This is a genomic window from Maribacter aestuarii (genome assembly GCF_027474845.2).
Taxonomy (GTDB): domain Bacteria; phylum Bacteroidota; class Bacteroidia; order Flavobacteriales; family Flavobacteriaceae; genus Maribacter; species Maribacter aestuarii.
In genome coordinates, this window is sequence record NZ_CP107031.2 from 2,172,402 (window position 1) to 2,192,612 (window position 20,211).

22 protein-coding genes are annotated in these 20,211 nt (G+C 40.0%); 1 reads left to right on the plus strand and 21 read right to left on the minus strand.

The window, feature by feature from the left end; all coding sequences use genetic code 11:
• Window positions 1–23: 23 nt before the first annotated feature.
• The 16 genes from N8A89_RS09800 to N8A89_RS17720 form a co-directional block, all read right to left on the minus strand.
• Window positions 24–512 (minus strand): DUF6428 family protein, encoded by a 489-nt coding sequence (locus tag N8A89_RS09800; RefSeq protein WP_281542106.1) that lies wholly within the window; start codon window positions 510–512, stop codon window positions 24–26.
• Between the two features lie 15 nt (window positions 513–527).
• Window positions 528–851, minus strand: a complete 324-nt coding sequence (locus N8A89_RS09805) for an ArsR/SmtB family transcription factor (RefSeq protein WP_281542107.1) — start codon at window positions 849–851, stop codon at window positions 528–530.
• An 80-nt stretch (window positions 852–931) separates the two neighbouring features.
• Window positions 932–1,546 carry a YtxH domain-containing protein gene (locus N8A89_RS09810; protein ID WP_281542108.1) on the minus strand — a complete coding sequence of 205 codons (615 nt, stop codon included), beginning with the start codon at window positions 1,544–1,546 and terminating at the stop codon, window positions 932–934.
• Between the two features lie 54 nt (window positions 1,547–1,600).
• On the minus strand, window positions 1,601–1,987 hold the full coding sequence (locus tag N8A89_RS09815) for a VOC family protein (protein WP_281542109.1): 387 nt from the start codon (window positions 1,985–1,987) through the stop codon (window positions 1,601–1,603).
• A gap of 45 nt (window positions 1,988–2,032) precedes the next feature.
• Window positions 2,033–2,488, minus strand: a complete 456-nt coding sequence (locus N8A89_RS09820) for a DUF1801 domain-containing protein (RefSeq protein WP_281542110.1) — start codon at window positions 2,486–2,488, stop codon at window positions 2,033–2,035.
• Window position 2,489: 1 nt separating this feature from the next.
• Window positions 2,490–2,861 carry a VOC family protein gene (locus N8A89_RS09825; protein ID WP_281542111.1) on the minus strand — a complete coding sequence of 124 codons (372 nt, stop codon included), beginning with the start codon at window positions 2,859–2,861 and terminating at the stop codon, window positions 2,490–2,492.
• Between the two features lie 58 nt (window positions 2,862–2,919).
• Complete coding sequence (locus N8A89_RS09830) at window positions 2,920–3,444, minus strand: DUF4199 domain-containing protein (protein WP_281542112.1); 525 nt, start codon at window positions 3,442–3,444, stop codon at window positions 2,920–2,922.
• A gap of 94 nt (window positions 3,445–3,538) precedes the next feature.
• Window positions 3,539–3,949: a response regulator transcription factor gene (locus N8A89_RS09835; protein ID WP_281542113.1), complete on the minus strand. Its 411-nt coding sequence runs from the start codon at window positions 3,947–3,949 to the stop codon at window positions 3,539–3,541.
• A gap of 9 nt (window positions 3,950–3,958) precedes the next feature.
• Entirely contained in the window at window positions 3,959–4,900 is a 942-nt protein-coding gene (locus N8A89_RS09840; RefSeq protein WP_281543367.1) for a 2-hydroxyacid dehydrogenase, read from the minus strand.
• Window positions 4,897–5,634, minus strand: coding sequence for a carboxylesterase family protein (locus N8A89_RS09845; protein ID WP_289644247.1), 738 nt, complete (start codon window positions 5,632–5,634; stop codon window positions 4,897–4,899). The genes N8A89_RS09840 and N8A89_RS09845 overlap by 4 nt, the downstream gene beginning before the upstream one ends.
• Window positions 5,631–5,996 carry a cupin domain-containing protein gene (locus N8A89_RS09850; RefSeq protein ID WP_281542115.1) on the minus strand — a complete coding sequence of 122 codons (366 nt, stop codon included), beginning with the start codon at window positions 5,994–5,996 and terminating at the stop codon, window positions 5,631–5,633. Before N8A89_RS09850 ends, N8A89_RS09845 begins: the two co-directional genes overlap by 4 nt.
• Window positions 5,997–6,097: 101 nt before the next feature.
• Window positions 6,098–7,450, minus strand: a complete 1,353-nt coding sequence (mgtE, locus tag N8A89_RS09855; protein ID WP_281542116.1) for a magnesium transporter — start codon at window positions 7,448–7,450, stop codon at window positions 6,098–6,100.
• Window positions 7,437–8,300 carry a 16S rRNA (adenine(1518)-N(6)/adenine(1519)-N(6))-dimethyltransferase RsmA gene (gene rsmA / locus N8A89_RS09860; protein ID WP_289644249.1) on the minus strand — a complete coding sequence of 288 codons (864 nt, stop codon included), beginning with the start codon at window positions 8,298–8,300 and terminating at the stop codon, window positions 7,437–7,439. The genes mgtE and rsmA overlap by 14 nt, the downstream gene beginning before the upstream one ends.
• 19 nt (window positions 8,301–8,319) lie before the next feature.
• Entirely contained in the window at window positions 8,320–8,955 is a 636-nt protein-coding gene (locus N8A89_RS17715) for a DUF4286 family protein (protein ID WP_347343919.1), read from the minus strand.
• A 42-nt stretch (window positions 8,956–8,997) separates the two neighbouring features.
• The gene (locus tag N8A89_RS09875) at window positions 8,998–10,158 is read right to left on the minus strand and encodes a tetratricopeptide repeat protein (protein ID WP_347343920.1); all 1,161 of its coding nucleotides are present in this window, start codon (window positions 10,156–10,158) and stop codon (window positions 8,998–9,000) included.
• Entirely contained in the window at window positions 10,061–10,783 is a 723-nt protein-coding gene (locus tag N8A89_RS17720; RefSeq protein WP_347343921.1) for a tetratricopeptide repeat protein, read from the minus strand. Before N8A89_RS17720 ends, N8A89_RS09875 begins: the two co-directional genes overlap by 98 nt.
• A gap of 230 nt (window positions 10,784–11,013) precedes the next feature.
• On the opposite strand from N8A89_RS17720, the gene N8A89_RS09880 reads away from it, so the two are divergent.
• The gene (locus N8A89_RS09880; protein WP_289644250.1) at window positions 11,014–12,321 is read left to right on the plus strand and encodes a ComEC/Rec2 family competence protein; all 1,308 of its coding nucleotides are present in this window, start codon (window positions 11,014–11,016) and stop codon (window positions 12,319–12,321) included.
• 17 nt (window positions 12,322–12,338) lie between these two features.
• On the opposite strand, the gene N8A89_RS09885 is transcribed toward N8A89_RS09880, so the two are convergent.
• The 5 genes from N8A89_RS09885 to N8A89_RS09905 are packed head-to-tail and all read right to left on the minus strand — an operon-like array spanning window position 12,339 to window position 20,017.
• Window positions 12,339–14,063, minus strand: coding sequence for a hypothetical protein (locus tag N8A89_RS09885; RefSeq protein WP_289644251.1), 1,725 nt, complete (start codon window positions 14,061–14,063; stop codon window positions 12,339–12,341).
• An 8-nt stretch (window positions 14,064–14,071) separates the two neighbouring features.
• Window positions 14,072–15,292: a DUF4249 domain-containing protein gene (locus tag N8A89_RS09890; protein ID WP_289644252.1), complete on the minus strand. Its 1,221-nt coding sequence runs from the start codon at window positions 15,290–15,292 to the stop codon at window positions 14,072–14,074.
• A 21-nt stretch (window positions 15,293–15,313) separates the two neighbouring features.
• Entirely contained in the window at window positions 15,314–16,516 is a 1,203-nt protein-coding gene (locus N8A89_RS09895) for a DUF4249 domain-containing protein (RefSeq protein ID WP_281542121.1), read from the minus strand.
• Entirely contained in the window at window positions 16,516–19,311 is a 2,796-nt protein-coding gene (locus N8A89_RS09900; RefSeq protein ID WP_289644253.1) for a TonB-dependent receptor, read from the minus strand. The genes N8A89_RS09895 and N8A89_RS09900 overlap by 1 nt, the downstream gene beginning before the upstream one ends.
• Window positions 19,298–20,017 (minus strand): hypothetical protein, encoded by a 720-nt coding sequence (locus N8A89_RS09905; protein WP_281542125.1) that lies wholly within the window; start codon window positions 20,015–20,017, stop codon window positions 19,298–19,300. The genes N8A89_RS09900 and N8A89_RS09905 overlap by 14 nt, the downstream gene beginning before the upstream one ends.
• Window positions 20,018–20,211: the final 194 nt, after the last annotated feature.

Here is a 20,211-nt window from a genome sequence, read left to right on the forward strand (position 1 = left end):
GCCATAGAAAACAGAACTATTAATTAACAGCAACCACTTCCAGGCGCACAATTGGAAGTTTCTTGAGCTGAGGCCGCTACAGGTTCGCCACAAGTTTCCTTTGCTTTACAGTCGGTCTGTTCTACACCTAGATGAAAGACTAAATTTTCTCCCGCTACTTGATGGGCATTTACAAATAACTGTGCGGTATGGAAACTGGTGTTGGAGTATTCAAATTTCACTTCTACGTCCTTTTCCATAGGCTTTATTTTATCTACCCTGTTTAAAATAGCTAGTGCTTTGTCCGCCGACATATAATCTCGTTTGCCAATTTCTTCTGGACTTTCCCAAAGTTGTATGATGGTCTCTTTCCAGAAATCTGTACTGGCACCACAATCCACCGCGTCAATGGTAATATTTTTTACCTCTGTAATGTGATAATTAGCTCCTACCAAAGCTCCTGGCTTATATTCAAAGAGTAGATTCTTATTGGGATTTTCCTTTAGTAAGGATAGAAATTCGTGTGTTTTCATCGGTATCGTTTTAAATTAACAACAATTGGTTTTTGTAGTATTGAAAAAAGAATTAAACAGGTCCTGAATGGCGGACCATTTTTTTAGGTTGATGCAATAGCATACTTTTTTGCCTTCTATCTCTCCATTTATCAAATCAATGCTTTTAAGCTCCTTTAAGTGTTGTGAAATCGTAGGTTGCGCCAAACCTATTTCGTCCACAATGTCATTACAGATGCAGGCATCCTGCTTGCTAATGTATTGTAAGATCGCAATACGGGCCGGGTTGGAAAGTACCTTGAAAATCGTGGCCAGTTCGTTCTGCTTTGCGTTAAATATTTGTGTTTTAGTAATCCCCATTTCATATTTATATATTGCAATATTACGATAATAAATGAAATAAAAAAAGTCAGACCAATAAAATCTGACTTTTTGATGTTCTATAAGCTTTTAAACCAGTCCTGGAACAGGTGGCCTACTCCTACTGTAGGTACCATCTTATCATTAGCTGCATTTACCAAGCTAATAATTATCAACACCAAACAAATTAGTGAAGCGAAACAACCCACTACCGGAATAAAGTTGAGAATAATTGCGATTATCCATATACCGAGGGTCTGACGTATATAATAGCTCCCGAATTCCGTCTTGTTTTGACTGTTCATAATTATGGCTACAATCCAGCCGATAATTGTAATATGTGCCAATATAGCGACAGTTTTTCCGCTATCCGGGCTTTTAGGATCGAAAGTTTGTTTGACATCTTCCTTAAAGTCTTTGGCAGCTTCCTCGGCTTTATCTCCAAATTCATTAGCTTTTTTCTTGGTGTCTTCCGTAAACTCCTTTGCTTTTTTCTTCGTATCCTCCGTAAATTCTTTGGTCTTTTCCTTAGCGTCGTCAAAGGCCTCTTCTGCCTTATCCCCAAGGTCCTTAGTTTCTTCTTTTCCTTTATCAAAGGAGTCTTTGGCCTTGTCGCCTAAGTTCTCCGCTTTCTTTTTCGCATTTTTCATAGCCTCGTTGGCCTCATCTCCTAAATCTTTATTTTCTTCTGACATGTTCTTTGTTTTTGGTGGTTAAATCATTACTAAATGTAACAAATAATTCGTTAGCTATAAAAATGCTTTATCAACAGGTTCCCAGAGTTCTAATTTGTTCCCGTCCGGATCCAATATCCACCCAAACTTGCCGTAGTCGTATTCTTCAATTTCACCGACGATGGTCACTCCTTCATCCTTTAAAACTTCTAGGAGTTCTACCAAGTTCTCTACTCTAAAGTTCATCATAAATGACGATTTGCTAGGTTCAAAGTATGAAGTGTCATTTTTCATAGGACTCCATTGTGTGGAACAATCGTTCCCTTCCTTATCTTTCCACCAAAAAGTACAACCGTATTCGTCGGTATTAAGCCCTAAATGGTTTTTGTACCAATCTTTTATTTTGTCGGGTTCTTTGGTCTTAAAAAAGAATCCACCCAATCCGGTTACTCTGTTTTTCATGTTCAATGAGTTTTAAATTATTATAGTGTAATAATTAACCAGGTGCTATCGCTTTACAGTCTTCTCATAAAGTGTTACCCATTCTTCAACGGTCATTTTAGTGCAAAGTGTTGCAATCATATCATACGGAATATCATCCATGTATTTAAAACGAACGCAACTTTTTCCCATATCCAATTTTCGTTCGCAATGTTTTGGATACTCGTTGACGAACCAATCTTGCAACTTTTTATCTGCATATATTCCTGAGTGGTACAAGGCCACAAAATTCTTTTGTGACGCAAGATTAATAAAAGGCAGGGGCAATTTAGGGTCGCAGTGGTACCCATCTGGATAAATACTATGCGGTACAACGTAGCCTAACATACCGTAGCTCATCTGTTCTTCAAAACTTTTGGGTAGGTTGCGGAGAATGGTTTCCCTTAATTTGGAGACCACTTTTTGTCGCTCCTCTGGTAATTGTTTCAAATAGTCTTCGGGTGAATCCGCTTTATAGTTCATCTTATACGTGTTGGTCTATTAAAATAGGATTTCCGTCTGGATCCGTAATCACAAAATTTGCAGGTCCCATTGTGCTTTCATCTGCTTCCGTCACTATTTCTATCCCCTTACTTTTGAGCTGCTTTTGTAGTTCCTTGACATCGGTAAAGGATTTTAAGGGGTGGGCATTTTCATCCCAACCTGGGTTAAAGGTGAGTATGTTCTTTTCGAACATACCCTGAAACAATCCAATGGTAGATGTTTCATTCTTCATTATAAGCCAATTTTGATCTATATCCCCATGAAAGACGACATAGCCCAACTTTTCATAAAATGCTTTGGATACTTTGATATCCTTGACGCTTAAACTTACTGAAAATGTTCCTAATTGCATATTTGATAATTTTTAATGAATAAACTCGATTTTTTTTGTTGCTCTAAAAATGGAATACCTATTGGCGATGGATTAATTTCTTTCGTTGTAAAATGAATGCTGATATTATGGAAATTAAGGTCCCCATTAAAAAAACGGTCAGGAACATAACTATGGCGTTAAAAGCAGGATTATTGTATTGTGCTATCTGACCCTCCAGCTCGGCTTTTTTAATTTCAAATTCTTCCAATGGAAGTTCGTTTTCCATTTTTTCCAGGGAATATTCAAAATATTGCTGTGCGAAATCTGGATTTATGAACACAACATATAAGGTATCCGCAATTGCAAACCCGATTCCGGCTAACGCCGAAATGGCAAGTCCTATAAGTAAGGCATTTTTAAAGGAGACTACCCCGTTGTTTACATTTTCCCTATAGCTTTCTATGGCAGGAAATATGAAGGCCAGTGATGTTATTATGGTAAGGTAGCCCAATACCTCTTGTAGCCCAAAATCTAAACCTAGTCCTGCATAAAGAACAACTATGAATAATAGGAAGGCGCATAAAAAAGCGTATGTGCCATTTCGTATGATTATTTTTTTCATGGAAAAGTATTTTAAGTTTCTCCAAAGTATGCATTTTGCTAAAAGACAGACTCATACTAAAGTTCCAAAATGAGTTTAATGGTGTCGAAAAGTTTTAAATTATTCTCATCTCTTTCGCCATTCGTATGGCTTGCGTCCTTCTTTTGGCATTTAGCTTTACGAATAAATTAGATACATGGGTCTTGATGGTACTCTCCGTAAGAAATAGTTTTTCGGCAATTTCCTTATTGGATAAACCGGAAGCAATTTCTTTTAAGACCTCATACTCCCTATCACTTAGGGAGAGCGTCTTTAATTTTTTCAAATCGACGTCCTCTTGGGATATCTGTGTTTTAGTGGAACTTTTTTTGTTGAGTAAAACGCCAATGAAGAAAAAAACGATAGCAACGAAAGCGATGGTAAACTCTAGGGTTAGGTCATTGGTGTAAATGGCATATTTGCTAATTTGAAAAAGTAATAGCAGCACTATAATAAGCGCACTGAATATGTAGACCGTTCTTTTCACTACATAAATTTAGCAAAACTTAGCTTTTATTTTATCTACCACGGTTTGCGCCAGTTTTATTTTGCTTTCAACCGTCCAGCCGGCCACATGGGGAGTTAGCAGAACATTTTTTGCATCAATAAGATATTGGAAAGCTTCAGGAAGTTTTTTATCGGTGAACATATCCTCAAAGGAGCTTTTTTCATATTCCAGCACATCTAATCCAGCACCTAAAACCTTCTCATCTTTTAATGCAGCGACCAAATCCGTTGTCTTGATACATTTTCCCCGGGCGGTGTTCAAAATCCAAAAGGGGTTGTGGAATTTGTTTATGAATTCGGTATTTACCATACCTATTGTCCGTTCTGTTTGCGGTACGTGCAGGCTTAAAACATCGGTTCGTTGGTGAAGCTCCATAATACCCACTTGACGTGCGTTTTCATCCTCAACGCCACCTTCGATATCGTAGCAGATCACTTCGTCCACATCGAAGCCTTTAAGTTTTTTGGCAAAGGCCTTTCCCATATTTCCATAGCCGACGATACCTACCACTTTTCCTTCCAGTTCCACTCCGCGATTTCCCTCTCGGTCCCATTTACCATTCCGCACTTCTTCATCGGCACTGTTCAGCTTGTTGAATAAAGATAGAAGCATACCTAAGGTATGTTCGCCAACGGCATTGCGGTTTCCTTCCGGAGCGGCGGCCAAAAATATATCCTTGGCCTTCGCATACCGGACGTCTATATTTTCCAACCCTGCGCCCAGTCTCCCAATAAATTTTAAATTGGTTGCCTTATCCAAGAATTCGGCATCTATGGAGAACCGACTACGGATAATGAGTCCGTCGTATTCAGGAATTTTTGTCTCGATTTCGGCTTTTGTGCCTGTATAATCTTCATCATTCTCAAAACCAAGTTCATTGAATTGCTCTATAATAAGCGGGTGGTTGATGTCTACATGTAATACTTTCATTTGTCCTTCCATAAGTTTTGTAACCATTCGTGTGCTCTTTTAAGTTCCCCAACATAGGAACACCCCTGAAAATGGGAGAGCGATTCATTTTTAACAAAGGTAATGTCGCTGCCGGCCTCTTTTGATTTTCTGACCCATTCAGAGGTTTTTGTCACGCTAAATAGCTCATCGCGCTCACCGTGTATGACATAGAGCGGAATACCAATTTTTTCGGTGATGGCGTAGGAGCTTGCCATGGGAATTGCCGCAGAGAAAGTTTCTGGATGGTGTTCGGCAAAGTACCAACTCCCATTACCACCATTGCTATAACCCATGACCGCAATTTTTTCCGGGTCTACGTTCCAGTATTTGATGGCATATGTAACCAAGTTGATTACTTTTGTCACGTTATTTTCTGTGCTCCATAGCTGATTTTCTCCTTCTGGGGCAATGATTACGGTTTTATCATCTTCCAGACCAGGCAACGCCAAACATTCAAAAAATGTCTTGTATGTATCTCCACCACCTGCCCAATGGAGCGCTATGATCAGCTGATATTTATCAAGGTTCGTATCTGGAAAGTCTAGTATTACCTGATACTTATTCCCATAATGGTTACTGAGCGTTTTATTCTGTATGCCCTGGCTTACCTTAATTTTTGTAAAGGACTTTTCGGACTTACTCAATTCTTGAGTAGTCCCGCAATAAAACAGCAGGCAGCTAAAAAAAATACAAACACCTTTTAATCGGCTCATATCCTTGGATATTCCGTTTGCGTAAGTTCATGCTTTACCCCACCAGTATGTGCAGTATTCTGTTTTTCAAAAAGTAAGAGCTGTACTTCTTCACCATTTTTGGTAGATGGGCAGTGTTCCACACCTTTGGGAACCACAATAATCTCCCCTTCTTTTACCACCTCGGTACGGTCCCGAAATTTCATGTACATCGTACCTTTTAAAACTTGAAAAAGCTCGTCTTCATGCTCATGGGCGTGCCATACAAATTCGCCCTGAATTTTTGCCAATATCACCTGCATATCGTCAACTGTGGCAATTTGATGAGGATGCCATTGTTTGGTAAAAAGGGCATGTTTTTCTTTAAGGTTGATGGGTTTCATAGGGAGGATTATTTAATCTAAAGATATCAATTTTTGCACTAGGGATTGGAGCTAGCTATCGTATAGCGCGGAAAGCCCGACCCTGATTTCAGGGGAGTGCCCTAAATACCAAGTATCACTTTTGCGATCATAAAGTAAATGAGTATACCAAAGATATCGTTGCTGGTTGTGATAAAAGGTCCGGTAGCAATGGCCGGATCAACACCTCTTTTATGTAAAAACAAAGGTGTAAAGGTTCCTATAAAACCGGCAACTACAATTACGGCAATCAACGAAACTGATATGGCCAAGGCGGTCATGAAATCCCCTTTCCAAATCCAAGTGAAGAACAACAAGAGCACCGCTAAAATGGTGCCGTTCAAAAGGGCCAAGAGCATTTCTTTAATCAAACGGTTGCCAATGCTTCCCTTGATATCATCATTGGCAAGCCCTTGAACAATAATGGCGCTGGATTGCACACCCACATTGCCCGCCATGGCCGCTATCAAAGGCGTGAACAAAAATAATATGGTGTATTTTCGGAACATCTCCTCAAAACCTCCCATAATCACAGCAGCTGCGGCCCCGCCAAAAAGGCCTAAAATGAGCCATGGTAAACGTGCACGTGTAAGCTCCCATATACTATCGTCTGCCTCAACGTCCTGAGAGATACCGGCAGCCATTTGGTAATCTTTTTCAGCTTCCTCCCTGATAACGTCCACAATATCATCAATGGTAATACGACCCACTAATCTTCCAATTTCATCTACTACGGGGATAGCTTCCAAGTCATATTTGCTCATAATCTTGGCTACTTCCTCGGGTTTTTCATTGACGTTAACCGAATCCACGTTGGCGATAAATACATCCTTGATATAAGCTTTGGTAGGAGCCGTTAACAAGTCTTTTAGGGAAAGACGTCCCTTAAGCTTTTCCTCATCGTCCACTACATAAATGGAATGCACACGGGTAACATTTTCCGCCTGTGCCCTCATCTCCTTTACACAGTTAAGTACGGTCCAATTTTCGTTGACTTTCACCAACTCTTTCGCCATAAGACCACCAGCCGAGTTTTCATCATAACGGAGCAGGTCTACGATGTCCTTGGCATGCTCACGGTCCTCTATTTCGGAGATAACCTCCTGTACTATTTCTTGTGGAAGTTCCGCAATGATATCTGCCGCATCATCGGTATCCAATTCCTCTAACTCTCCTGCTATTTCCTTGGAAGAAAGGTTGCCCAGAATGGCTTCCCTAACGTCTTCGTTCAGCTCGGTAAGTACATCGGAGGTTTTATCGCTATCCAGTAATTTAATAAGATAGGTGGCCTCCTGATCATTAAGCTCGTTGATGATTTCGGCGACATCCGCATAATGAACATCCTCCAAAAGCGCTAGTAAACCTGCGTCTTCTTTCTGCTCTATGAGTACTTCAATCTCCCCTACAAATTCTTCAGTAAGTTTAAACGGTGTCATTTGCTATCCTCTTGGTCAATGCTATAAAATCGGCTACGGACAGTTGTTCCGGGCGCTGGTCAAATATAACATCTTCTTTTAGATTATCTGAGAGGGAAAAGGTTTTTAAACTGTTACGAATGGTCTTTCTTCTTTGGTTGAAAGCTGTCTTTACAACGCGATAAAAAAGCTTTTCATCACAACCCAACTCAAAATCGGATTTTCTGGTCAATCTAAGGACACCGGATTGTACCTTAGGCGGGGGGTCAAAAACTTGTGGATGCACGGTAAAGAGGTATTCCGTCGTATAAAACGCTTGTACCAGTACCGAAAGGATGCCATAGGTTTTATTGCCTTCCGTAGCACAAATCCGTTGGGCAACTTCTTTTTGGAACATGCCCGAAAATTCAGGGACCTGTTCCCGCATTTCCAGCATTTTGAACACGATTTGGGTAGAGATGTTATAGGGGAAATTACCAGTGATCCCAAACTGTTCTTTACCGAAAAGGGTTTGCATATCGTAGTTGAGGAAGTCTGCTTCAATCACCTGAAAGGAGATATTTCCTTGTAAAACTTTGGGGTGCTCCAACGGAAAACTGTGATTTAGGTAGATAATGGAATCTGCATCCAAATCCATTGCCACCAAATTGAGGTCCTTAAGTAAAAGATATTTGGTGAGTACCCCGGTTCCAGGCCCTATTTCTATGACGTTTTTATAGTCTTTGAGCAATAGTGTATCAGCTATCTTTTGAGCTATATCCTCATCTTTTAAAAAGTGCTGGCCTAAATATTTTTTGGCTTTTACAGGCCCTTTTTCGGCTGATTTTTTATAGGTATAATCATCTTTCCTCTTTTTCCACTTCTTACCCATCTCCCCTAATTTGATTTGTTTATTTTTTGGCGATATACACCCAAGCTTTTTTGCTGGATCCCAATTCAACTTCTATTCGCTCATAGGCATCACCTTCATATTGATCAGCAATTTTAAGCTCTTCTGGGGTTAGCGCATAAACCTCCCCCTTGATTACATCTTGCTCATCTCCGGTGTGGTCCAAGGTTGGATACCTATCGGCAACTTTAAAATCTGAAACCTTGTATTTGGAGAGTACGTCTTTTAATCCACCTAACGGCCTTGAAAAAACACCGACTTGCACGTCTTTCTCCAGCAGGGTTCCATAAGCGAAAAGATGGTGCGTAGCGGTTGGTCTTCGCACAAAGAACTCGTCCAGCACTTCCAGTTCGGTCCGGAAAGAAATTGCCTTCCCAGCAAATAATTTTTGCGCATCCTCCCTTAGCCTTGGGGCATCTTCCTGGTAATAACGGTCCAACGCTGCTTTGTCCTTAACGGTAAACTGTACGGAATAGGTGACGCCGCCCATATCCTCCTCTACAAGCACCTTGGTCATTTTTGCGCTTAGAAATTTACCGGTCGCCAAAACCTCGGGAATATGTTTGGATTGCATCCAATGCACCCAATCTTTATGGGAGGAGCTATCAACATTGGTGGTTACGTTATAGATGTACATTTTCTTCGGTAGTCAATAATCAATGGTTAGTATTCAGGATTTTCAATTTATGGCGTCCCCTCTAAGCATTCTAAAATTCTTACGGGCCTGGGGGAAATAGTAGCTATCCTGATAGTTATAAATGATTTTTTCGTAATAATTTTTTGCTTTTTCCGGTTCGTTAAATACTTTTCGGTAGAGCTCGCCCAAGGCAAAATAGGCATCGTCGGCTAAAATTCCATTGCCATAAAACGTTATAATTTTTTCGTAATTGAGACTGGCTTCCTCATGCTTTTTAAGGGTCTCATAAAGTTGGGCCTGCTTAAACAGAGCTTCGTCCTCGATTTTTTCTCCCTTATGGTTTTGAAGGATATCCTCCAATACGGAAAGCGCTTCGTTTGTGTTATTCTGATAGGCTAAAAAATCGGCCCTGGCATATATCTTTAATGCCGTTTGGGTAGAATCTTCCAAAGAGTTATCCGAAATCAATAAGCTCAACTGCATGGCATCATTGGCAATGAGCTGTGAAGTGGAACCTCTTAACACTTTTAGTTGTGTCAATGCCCAATCAAAATCACCTTTATAAAAACTAGTTTGGGCAACCTTGAAGCGAGCGTTCTGTCCCAGAACATCGTTTTTAAGCTGTTGTTGAATTTGCGAAAAATAGATAAGTGCTTCGTTGAACTTTCTATTGTATACCAAAATATCCCCGAGTGCCAATTTAATATATGCGGTGCCCCGTTCATTAAGGGGAAGTTCCAGACTATTTTTTAGCAGCTTCTCCCCCGGTTGCGGATTGTTGCGTTTAAAGGTCAGGAAATTGGCATAAGCCACCTGTAGCTGTAAGGTTTGACCTTTGTATCCATGAATAGCAACCAATTCTTCATATTTTTTCTGGATTGCGTCCAGTTCCTTTTCATTTGCCTCTAGTAAATCAATATCTATTAGATTCAGTTGTGCGTTAAGTCGGGTAATCTCATCATTCGTATTTTCAGAAATGTATTCAAAAACATCCTTGGCGACGCCTGCTTCATTAGCTTCCAAGGCCATGTCGCCTAAATTTTCTAGGCGTTGCACATTGTTCCCCTCCGCTCTTTTAAAAATGGCCTTTTCTTGCCGAAATGCGCTACTGAATTGATTTTGCTGCACAAACAACCAACTTAAAAGTTCGTTCCATATAAGCTCGGGATTCTTTTGTGCTTTTTCCAAGAGTATTTGCTTCAACAATAAGTTGTTCTTTTTGCTCTGCATCACTAGTTACAAAATCGTCTATACTTCTTAAGATATTGGATTTGGAAGTTTTTCCCGTACTGATAAGGTTTAGATAAGAACGGAACATACGCTCTACATCTCCTTGTTCCCCATAAATACGTGCCAATTGATAGTTGTAATCCAAAGCCGGATTCATTTCCATAGCCCTTTGATAGGCTATTATGGCCCGGTCCAATAGGCTGTATTTCTGAAACTGATATCCCAGGGCGTACCCAAAATTGGGATTTTGTTCAATAACGGATATAGCTTGATCAAAGTAACTATCCGCTTTCTCCGTTCGCTCCTGCAACTTGTAATTGTAACCCATCTCTATCAAAAGTGTTGGATGTGGGCTACGCATATTCAATTGTTCGGAGAGGAACTGTTCCGCATCCGTATAGCGTTCCAATTGTTGATAGCAGGCGATGAGTCCCTGAACGTAATCCGTTCTCCGCGGGTTCTTCTCCACCAGCTTTTCATAAAAAACTACCGCTTTCTCAAAATCACCGTCAGAAAAATATTGCTTGGCCAAAAAATCATCCTGGGCGCAAAGCGTCAAAGAAAAAAGCAGGAATGCAATGCAATAAAAAAATCTCATAAAGGAAATTTATCAAATTTACGTAAGCCTAGGAAAAGAATCTGTTAAGTGTTCGCTAATTCGATACTAACGGACGATTCCCCCAACTGCTTGGAAGTTTGTAATACAAAAGCGGTAAAAGCGTTAGCCATACAATTTTTTTATCCACCTGTAAGTATATTCCGTATAAAAGCAATTTTAAGTAGTAGCTTTAAGAAGTAATTAGTGATTCGATATTAATTTATATCGTTATGGAAAAAAGATTTCTTGCCAATAAAACAAAACGGTTCTACTTTAATAACGGCGTTGAGGATACGAGTTATGTGGCCATACACGGAGACGAACTGCTGGTAGACCCCGCACAAGACAATACTACAAATACCAGACGAGATGCCACTTATAGAGGCAGGCAGGGCACCATAGCGTCCAATACCAAATTATTGACAAAACGCAGTCTTGAACTTTATTTTCTGGATATTGGTCAAGGAGATGCTTCTTTTATAGTAACACCTGATAACGTCAAAATTTTGGTTGACGGTGGTCTAAAGGATAGGGCCCTTGGTTTCCTAATATGGAAATACCGACTGGACCAAGCCCAAAACAGTGTCGTCATCGACCATCTTTTTTTAAGTCACGCCGATAAAGATCACGTGGTGGGGTTGATTCCACTTCTTAACCATCCTAAAATAGAGGTAAGGCATATTTACCACAACGGAATCGGTCTATACGAGAGTGGCCATAACACGGAATTGGGAACGATGCTAAGCGATAAATTACTGACGCTGCATAGCTCGGTTCAAGATTTGGCGGGTGAAAGCTTAAAAAGTGATTTTAGAAATTGGATTGATGCGGTAGTTGCCAGTGGTGCTACCTATAAACGTTTGGACGCCTCTACAGGTTTCTTGCCTATTGGGGATGCCAGTGTTCAATTAGAGGTATTGGGGCCTATTTTGGAGCCCGGCAATACCCTTAAATGGTTTGGTGGAAAATCCCACACTATAAACGGGCATTCCGTAATTTTTAGATTGGATCATAAACATGTCCGAACATTTTTCTCAGGAGATTTAAACGTTGAGGGTAGTGAGCATTTTCTATCGGTTCCTGGTAATAATCTTAGGGCAAATGCTCATATTTTTAAAGCGCCACATCATGGGAGTCATGAATTTTCACAAGAATTCTTGCATGCCGTTCATCCTATGGTGACGGTAGTATCCTCCGGCGAAACCCCAGATCATGGTCATCCACGTGCAGTGTTTTTGGGAGGACTGGGTCTAGCCGGTAGGGGGCGTTTGCCGCTCATTTTTTCTACGGAACTTTCTGCACTGTTCGTAGATGCAGGAGACACGGATGCCGTAGCCCATGCTAATACGGAAGTAACTACGTTGGATGACTTGGATTTCTCTAATTCCAACGCCAATTCCGAGGCAAGGCAGCGTTTTAAAAAAATACTTCCAGGCATTATAAATGTTAGAACCGATGGCGAGAAAATCTTTTCTTTTAGACGTGTGCAAATGGGATACCAATGGGAATCCTATGAATTCAAGTATAATGATTTATAGGGTAGTTCGGCCATTATTTATTTTACTGTAAACGATTCTGTTATTGAGATTGGAACTCCTAAATTGGAAACCCCTTCCAAAATAATCTCAAATTCTCCAGATACATCCGAGGTATAAAAGTTAATACTGAAACTACTTGCATTTGGCCGTATTTCTGGGAGCCACAATAATTGGCTTCTGAAATCCGGAAGTCTTTTTTTAGTATCTCTCATAGCTTCGGCATAATCTTCCTTATAATAATTCTTCTTTATCCTAGGCTGGTCAAATGAAATGACCTGTGTGTTAGTATCTAAATAGGCTTCGAATGAATTTCCTTCAAAGGTGGAGATATCTATGATTCCCTGAAAAACATGTGACCCATATAAATATTGATCCCGACCAACTTTAATTGTCTTAATGGATTTTGATGGAAGTGATAGTAATTTTTCATGATCGTGAATATAGGCCCCATCTAAAAAAACCAAAGGCCTATCGCCTGAATCTTGTAGTGGATAAAAATACCTTACCTTAAATTCGAGTTTTCCTTCACTATTTTCATCAATCCACACGTGGTCCAATATTTCAATAATCGTTTCCTTTAAAGTGGAAAATCTCGTGTAGTCGTCCAAGTCATAAGTTGCAACTTGACCATCATAAAAGGGTTTAATGGGCTCTGGTTGTAAGATCGAATCGGGTCGGTTGCCAAAATAGGCGTTCTCTATCTGGTTATGGATACTCCGTTCCAATATATAATCTTTCATCTCTTCACTAAGTCTAAAATTATAGAAGTCAATTTCACCGTAATCCACAATGCGATTAGTGTCCAATTGAACTTTTTGAGTTTCTTCTGTGGCGTCTAAAGTTCTCAGCAGCATTGTTTCTCTAGTAGCGGTATGCTCTAATTGTGTTTTAAAAGCTCCCGTGGTGTCCGTAGTGGCAATTTTAAATACACTGTTGTCTCCGGGTAATGAGATCATGAGTTTTTGACCGCTTTTGGAAGCATTGGGTTCCATTTCAACTATTCCCGAGATAAATGGCCCTTTAGTCTCTGGCAAATGGTCATAGGAAACAGGATTTGTACGCTGTTGGACGGGTGTGATTGCATATTCCATGCCCTCATTATCAATAGTTTTTATTTCCGCCTTTTTTCTAACAGAAAGAGAATAGGTACCATTGAGCTTGCTGCCCGACTTCGATACTATACTAAGTTCTACTTCTTCCCGATTTTCAAATAGACTTTTTCCAATTCGGATGTCAAAAGGGGCCGTGCTAATTTGACTCAATCCTCTTTTCTTATTAGTAGGGTTGGATTGGGTACTATCTTTCAAAAATACTTTTTGGTCTCCCATGTAAGGATTTATAATGGTAAGGTCTTTCTTGTAGAAGGTAGTAGGCCCAAAACTACGCATCCAGTTCGTGTAGCCAATAAGCTTGTAATTTCCTGAAGGAATATCGGCAGGTAGAAAGAACTCGCTGGAAGCGGTTCCATCTGTGAGTCTAAGTTTATGTTGGAAAACAGTGGTTTTATTTTGGTCTATTAAATCCACATATCCAATGGTGCTTATGTTACTTAGTTTTTTGGTTTCCGGTAAGAGACAATAGAATTGATAGTAAAGATACTCCCCTGCAAATATGAGGTTGGTATTGGTATGGAGATACACAGATTCTTGAGGAATTTTATCTAATACTGCTTTTGTTGCTTGGGAAACAAGACTGTTCGTCGAACAGGATAACACTACAAAATAGATTATTACTTTTTTCATTTCAATTTTTATTCCGTCCAAAAACTTGGGACTGTTCTACTGCCAAATTTGGTGCAATCCCCACATCCTGCGGGGGTCATTAGGTACGGACCGTATTGACCAAAATTTAAGGGGTTTCTTTCTGTGTCATATTCATCATAAAAATCAACAAAACCGAAATATACAGCGTCATATAGGGGAAATGTTTGGCCGCTTAAGCCAATCAAAGGAGGTGATAAAAATTGACAATTTATGATATAGTCTGGTAAAGCTTCCCCTGGGAACAAGTCCTCATAATCAAAAAACAAACGTTTTTCGGTTACCGAGGCAACCTCGAAGAAACCTATGATTTTTTCAGAACTGTCTTGTTGTGAGCTTATGTTCCCGTCCAAAAAGCCCGTCTGTATTTGGGAAAATAGACTTTCTGAACCTGATAATGTTGCCAAGGTTTTATAGTAGGAAAAGGCCTCTCTGCTCTGTACATATTGTTTAACTAATATGCTGTAACGATGGGAGATGATATAGTTCTCCCTATTTATAAACCTTACGGCAAATCTGCTCACTCTATCCTCTCCTAGATTGGTCGTTGTGGTCTGAATTATCCTTCTGGAATTATCGGTAGCGTAACAAACCTGGCCTACACTATCTGATGCCCTAAACCCTACTGAAGTACTTGGTAATGGCGAAAATACAAAGGCCTCAAAACCAGAATAGAATGGAGCTATGATTTTGTAAGTTTCTTCATATTCATATCGATAATAAAGACTATTATTACTGGCATCATAACTATCCACATAAATAAAGACACCCTCTTCCAAATCGTCCTTGAACTCACGCACAGCGTAGATTTCGTCAATAGTGGAGCTGGCCCTTATACTAACAGTTTCCGATTGGTAAGATTTACCATAGGATGTTCTTACGGAAAGTTGATATGACCTTCCGTTTTGTGCTGCAAAGGCCATTCTTGAGCTGTATGTACCATTTCCATTGTCATCAAAGCCGAAAACCCTTCCCGTCTCGTCTGTGATTTCAACTAAGGCCCCTCGTTCACCCTTAGCTGCAACGGTATCCAAGGGAAAGGAGCGGGAAATATGAACACTTTGAATTTTGTCCTCATCCGTAATAGTCGCCTCTATAACCAAAGCACTCTCAAAGACAGGATCTTCGAATTGAAAGGGTTCTGTACAGCCAAATAACACTGATAAAAATACCAGTACAAATGTTTTATATGTTAGTTTTAGAAGCTTCAATCGCTTATTCCAAATTTATTTTTATTCTGTCCAGAAATCCGGTATTACGTTGCTTCCCAATACCGTACAGTCCCCGCATACTCTTGGCACCATAATATAAGGTCCTGGTTCCGAATATTGAGGATCCGGTGGGTCGTTATAATCGTAAAATTCTAAAATTTCAAATTCAATTGCTGATCTCAATCCCCTCAACGGTGCTTGAAATTCACAAAGGAACGGGAAATTAGGTCTACGTTCTCCTGGGAAAATATCCCCATAGTCAAAGAATATACGCTGCTCGTCCACACTGGCAACTTCAAAATAACCCAAAACGGGTTCCAAAACATCTACATCGCTAGTTATGTTGCCTTCAAAAAAACCTGTTTGGATTTGGGAAAAGACGTTTTCCACACTAGACAATTTTGCTAGGGTTTCGTAGTAGGTATAGGCCTGCGGAGATTGCACGTACTGTCGCACTAAAATAGTGTAGTGGTAGGCCAAGATATAATTGCTCTGCGCAACGAAACGCACAGGGAATTTCTCCAAGCTATTACCCGTAAGCCCTGCCGTGTTCCCTTGAATAATACGTTTGGACTTCACACTTGGATAACAAACCTGCTCTTCTTGCATTTTTGGGCGCACATCAGTGGGGACTGCACCCGAAATAGTAGGGTCAAAATTAACAAGATAGGCCTCCTCAGGAACCCAATAAGGAGCAAATACCTTATAGGTTTCTTCATACTCGTACTTATAGTAAAACGGGCCATTGGCCGGTTCGTCATTATCCACATATATAAAAACCCCCTGTTCCAGACTGTCCCTTATACCCTTTTCGGCATACAGGCGGTCTATTCGTGCTGCTGGTGGCGCCTGTGTCCTTTGGGAGCTATAGGACCAACCATCACTAGTCTCTACCTTTAGTTCATATACCCTACCAGGTACGACGGCGAAATTGGCGTCGGACAAGTAGGTTCCGGATTCACTCTCGTTGAACCGGAATTCATTTCCCAAATCATCACTTACAAGCACTTGGGCCTGCGCTTCACCGTTAATGGCGTTTGAGTCCAAAGGGACTGTTCTGGATAGTCGTACAACCTGTTGTTTGTTCTCATTGGTAATCCGAGCATCTACTACCAGGATGCCCTCTGTTTTGGTTTTCGGGATATCGAACGGCTCGGTACAGCATACTACTGTCAATACAGACAGAACTATGACATACTTAAGTTTTATATGTAAATCCTGCATCAAAATTTAAAATTATAGGTGATAGTAGGGACAGGTATGGTAAAAATAGAGCTTTGCAATGCCTTCAGTTCCCCGTTTTCGGTCACAAAAAAAACGGAATACGGGTTGTTCCTACCCAGCACATTGTAGATGGATATGTTCCAAAAACTATGGGCGAATTTTTTGATTTTATGGTTACCCTCTATATTAAACCCTAGGTCCAAACGGTAATAATCGGGTATCCGAAATTCGTTTCTGTTGCTATAATACACATACTCGCCATTATTAAAATTATATCTTCCCAAAGGGAAGGTTACGGGCCTACCGGTTTGGTATACAAAATTGGCAGACAGGCTAAAGCGTTTGGTAAACTTATAATTGAGTACCGCACTAAAATCATGGGGCTTGTCATAGTTCGTAGGGAAATATTCGCCCCCGTTAACGCGTTCCTCGGCAAATTCGCTATCCAATTGTAAAAATGATCTTGAATAGGTATAGGATACCCAACCGTTCAAAATACCATTGTTCTTTCTGGCAAGGACCTCTACACCATAAGACTTGCCATTGCCTTGTAATGTTTCTGTTTCTATGGTCTGGTTCAGTAGTAGTTCCGATCCCACTTTAAAGTCGAGCATATTTTCGGCGGTTTTATAATAACCTTCAATGCTGAGCTCGTAAGTATTGCCGTCTAGATTTTTAAACAGGCCTACACTATATTGGTTTCCAAGTTGTGGCGCAATATTATTGTCCGATAGCTTCCAAGTATCTACGGGAGATATGGTCGTATTATTGGACAATCGGTGAATGTATTGGTAGGTGCGGTTATAACTGGCCTTTAAGGAGAAATCTTCCTGCAATAAATAACGGGCGGCCAAACGTATTTCCGGGCCCCCGTAAGTCGTAGCGAACTCACCACTTTCATAGGGCACGGTTTCTGTCCTTGTTTGGTCGTTTTTAGGTTCATTTTCTTCGTAGAAACGTTCTTCCCTAGGACCCAAAGCTGCAAAAAAGGAGTAACGGAAACCAATATCCAATAAAAGTTTATCGCTTACCTTGTAGCTATCGGATAGATATATCGCCGATTCCATGGCTCGTTCCTCCGCAATATTGATTTCCTCAACTTCGGAGCTTTCCCCAATAGGTCTCAGGTAGCCGGGTTCTGTATTGTAAAATTTCGCCATGATACCGTAATCGAACTTATGTTTATCACTGAATAGATACTTTAAGCGCAACTTATATTCGGTTTCATTGATGGCGAATCCCAAATCAAAATCGTTGTTGGAGCTACCATCAAATTCTATATTGAATTTGTATTGGCTATTGGCAATCGTTAGCTCACCTGTATTCTTCTCGTTAAATTGATGCTCCCAATCAATTGAGAATAGTCGGTTGCTGTACCCGTATAAGGAATCAGAGGTAATGCTAAAATTATCTTTGCTGTAATAACCCGTAGCCGTTACAGTATTATTATCGTTTACCTTATGAGTGTATTTTGCGATTGCATCATAAAAAGAGGCCTGACTATTTTGAAAGGCGGGCTCGTCCAATGAGCGTAGTATCCAATTGGAATAGGTGCTTCTGCCTCCAAGAAGTAAACCGGATTTCTCTTTCACCATCGGCACTTCCAAGGCAATACTACTAGTTACAGGACCTATGGCGGCCTCTCCTGCAAACTTTTCTGTATTTGCATCTTTCGAGGTTATGTCAAAAACCGATGAAAGTCGACCCCCGTATTGGGCGGGAATACCTCCAGTGTAAATCTGTACATCCTCTGTTGTAAAGGGATTTATTGCTTGGAAAATTCCAAAAAAGTGGGATGGATTGTAGATAACCGCATTGTCCAATAATATCAAGTTCTGGTCGGTAGATCCACCACGAACATTAAAACCTGCAGCTCCCTCTCCGGCCGTTGAAATACCCGGAAGGGTAGTGGCAACCTTGAGTACATCCCGTTCGCCAAGTATTAAAGGAATATTTTTGGTCTCTTCTACAACGATTGAAGTATTCCCCGTTAAGGCATCTTCCACATTTTTATTGGCATCTGCGGCAACTACCACCTCGTCCAGATATTCCACGCTTTCGTTCAAAATTACATCCAATTGACCGTCATTGTAAACAATGGCACGTTTGGTAGCACTTTGTATTCCTATGGAGCTATAACGTATAAAATTTTCACCCGAGGGCACTTGAAGTTCATAATACCCATCATTGTCTGTGGTAGTACCAGTTCTTCTATTATTCAAGGTAATGGTAAGGTTTTGTAGTGGTTCATTGGTTTTACCATCTCTGACATAACCATTTATCTTAAACGATTCTTCCGAATTACCGGAGGTTTCCTTGCCGATACGTATGGTTTGTACGCTATTTGCCCCATTTCTATTACTTCGCTGGGGCTCATCAAAAAAAACCGGTCTGTATTCTTTTTTGAATTCTGATGAAATAATGGTGTCACGTTGTTTGGCTCCAAAGAACGTATTGGGCAATTCATCATATACGAGATTGTTGTTCGTAAGAATGATCTGTTCCTTTGAATAACGATAATAATTGATAGTTGTCTCAGCAAAAATATCATCCAGTACTTCGTTGAGAGCCTTATTGGAGACATTCAAATTAATTTTCTTATCCTTAAGCCACCTCTCATCGTAAAAAAAGGTTATCCCTGTTTCATTTTCCAATTGGTTAATTGCCTCTTGCAACGTAACATTTTGAAGATTTATGGAAATCAGCTTATTTTCCTGCCCTTTCTGTGCAACGGCCATTGGGATAAGCCCTAGGAAGAAAAAAAGAATCAGTAATGGCTTTTTAAATCTTTTCATTTTCCATTAATTTTTGAAGCTCTCCAAAAATTAGTATGAAGTTGCCATCCGGATTAATTTTGATTAATTTTTTATTGTATAGTCGGTTGATTTCTTTTTTGAACTGTGGAAAAACTTTTGCTAAATCGCCTTTTTTCTCCAGCGGGTAAAACCTGTCTTCGTAGTTGAAGTAATAGCTATTGTCTTCCTCGAACTCAAAATAAACCTGTGTTTGGAAAATTCTCCTGAATTTCTTCTTTCGGTGTTTCTTTAGAAGTCTCAAATCGTCAGAGGTCCATAAAATCTCATGAAATCCCTTTGTTATATCAGACCCTGAATTCCCAATATTAATAAATTTCTTACCGCCTAAAATAAATTCGCTTATTCGCTCCTTATATAATTTTAGAATTGGAAATTTGTATTTGTAGCCAATATCCAAAAGAACTTCATCGGCCTCCAAATCATATTTTAAATGGATATTGCCATAAAAATGGTCGTTGTACATCAGGCTTCCTTTTTGGAACTCACTGCTTATAAAAAATTTATGTCGCTCATTGGCGGTCCGGTATAGTTCTACATATCTCGTACCATTGAACAGCCCCGTGTTTTCATAACCAATTATATTGTCCACAGTAATAATGGTCTGTGCTTCTAATTCGGATTGAGCAACCATGTTATGATTAAAATAAAAAATGCAGAGGGTAAGAATAAATAGAATTCTGAGCAAAGTATGGCGTATTGAATTAGCTACGTTTAAGATAGGAATATTCTAAACTAAAACAACTGTTAGCCCCTTTTTGGTACGTAATTTTGGGAGTCTCGTAATGGTACTCAGATTTTAATGAATTTTTAATGAAATCTCTTTGCTTAAATTCAGGGATTCAAATTGTGTAATTTTGGTTTTTTTGTAGGCTTTACGGC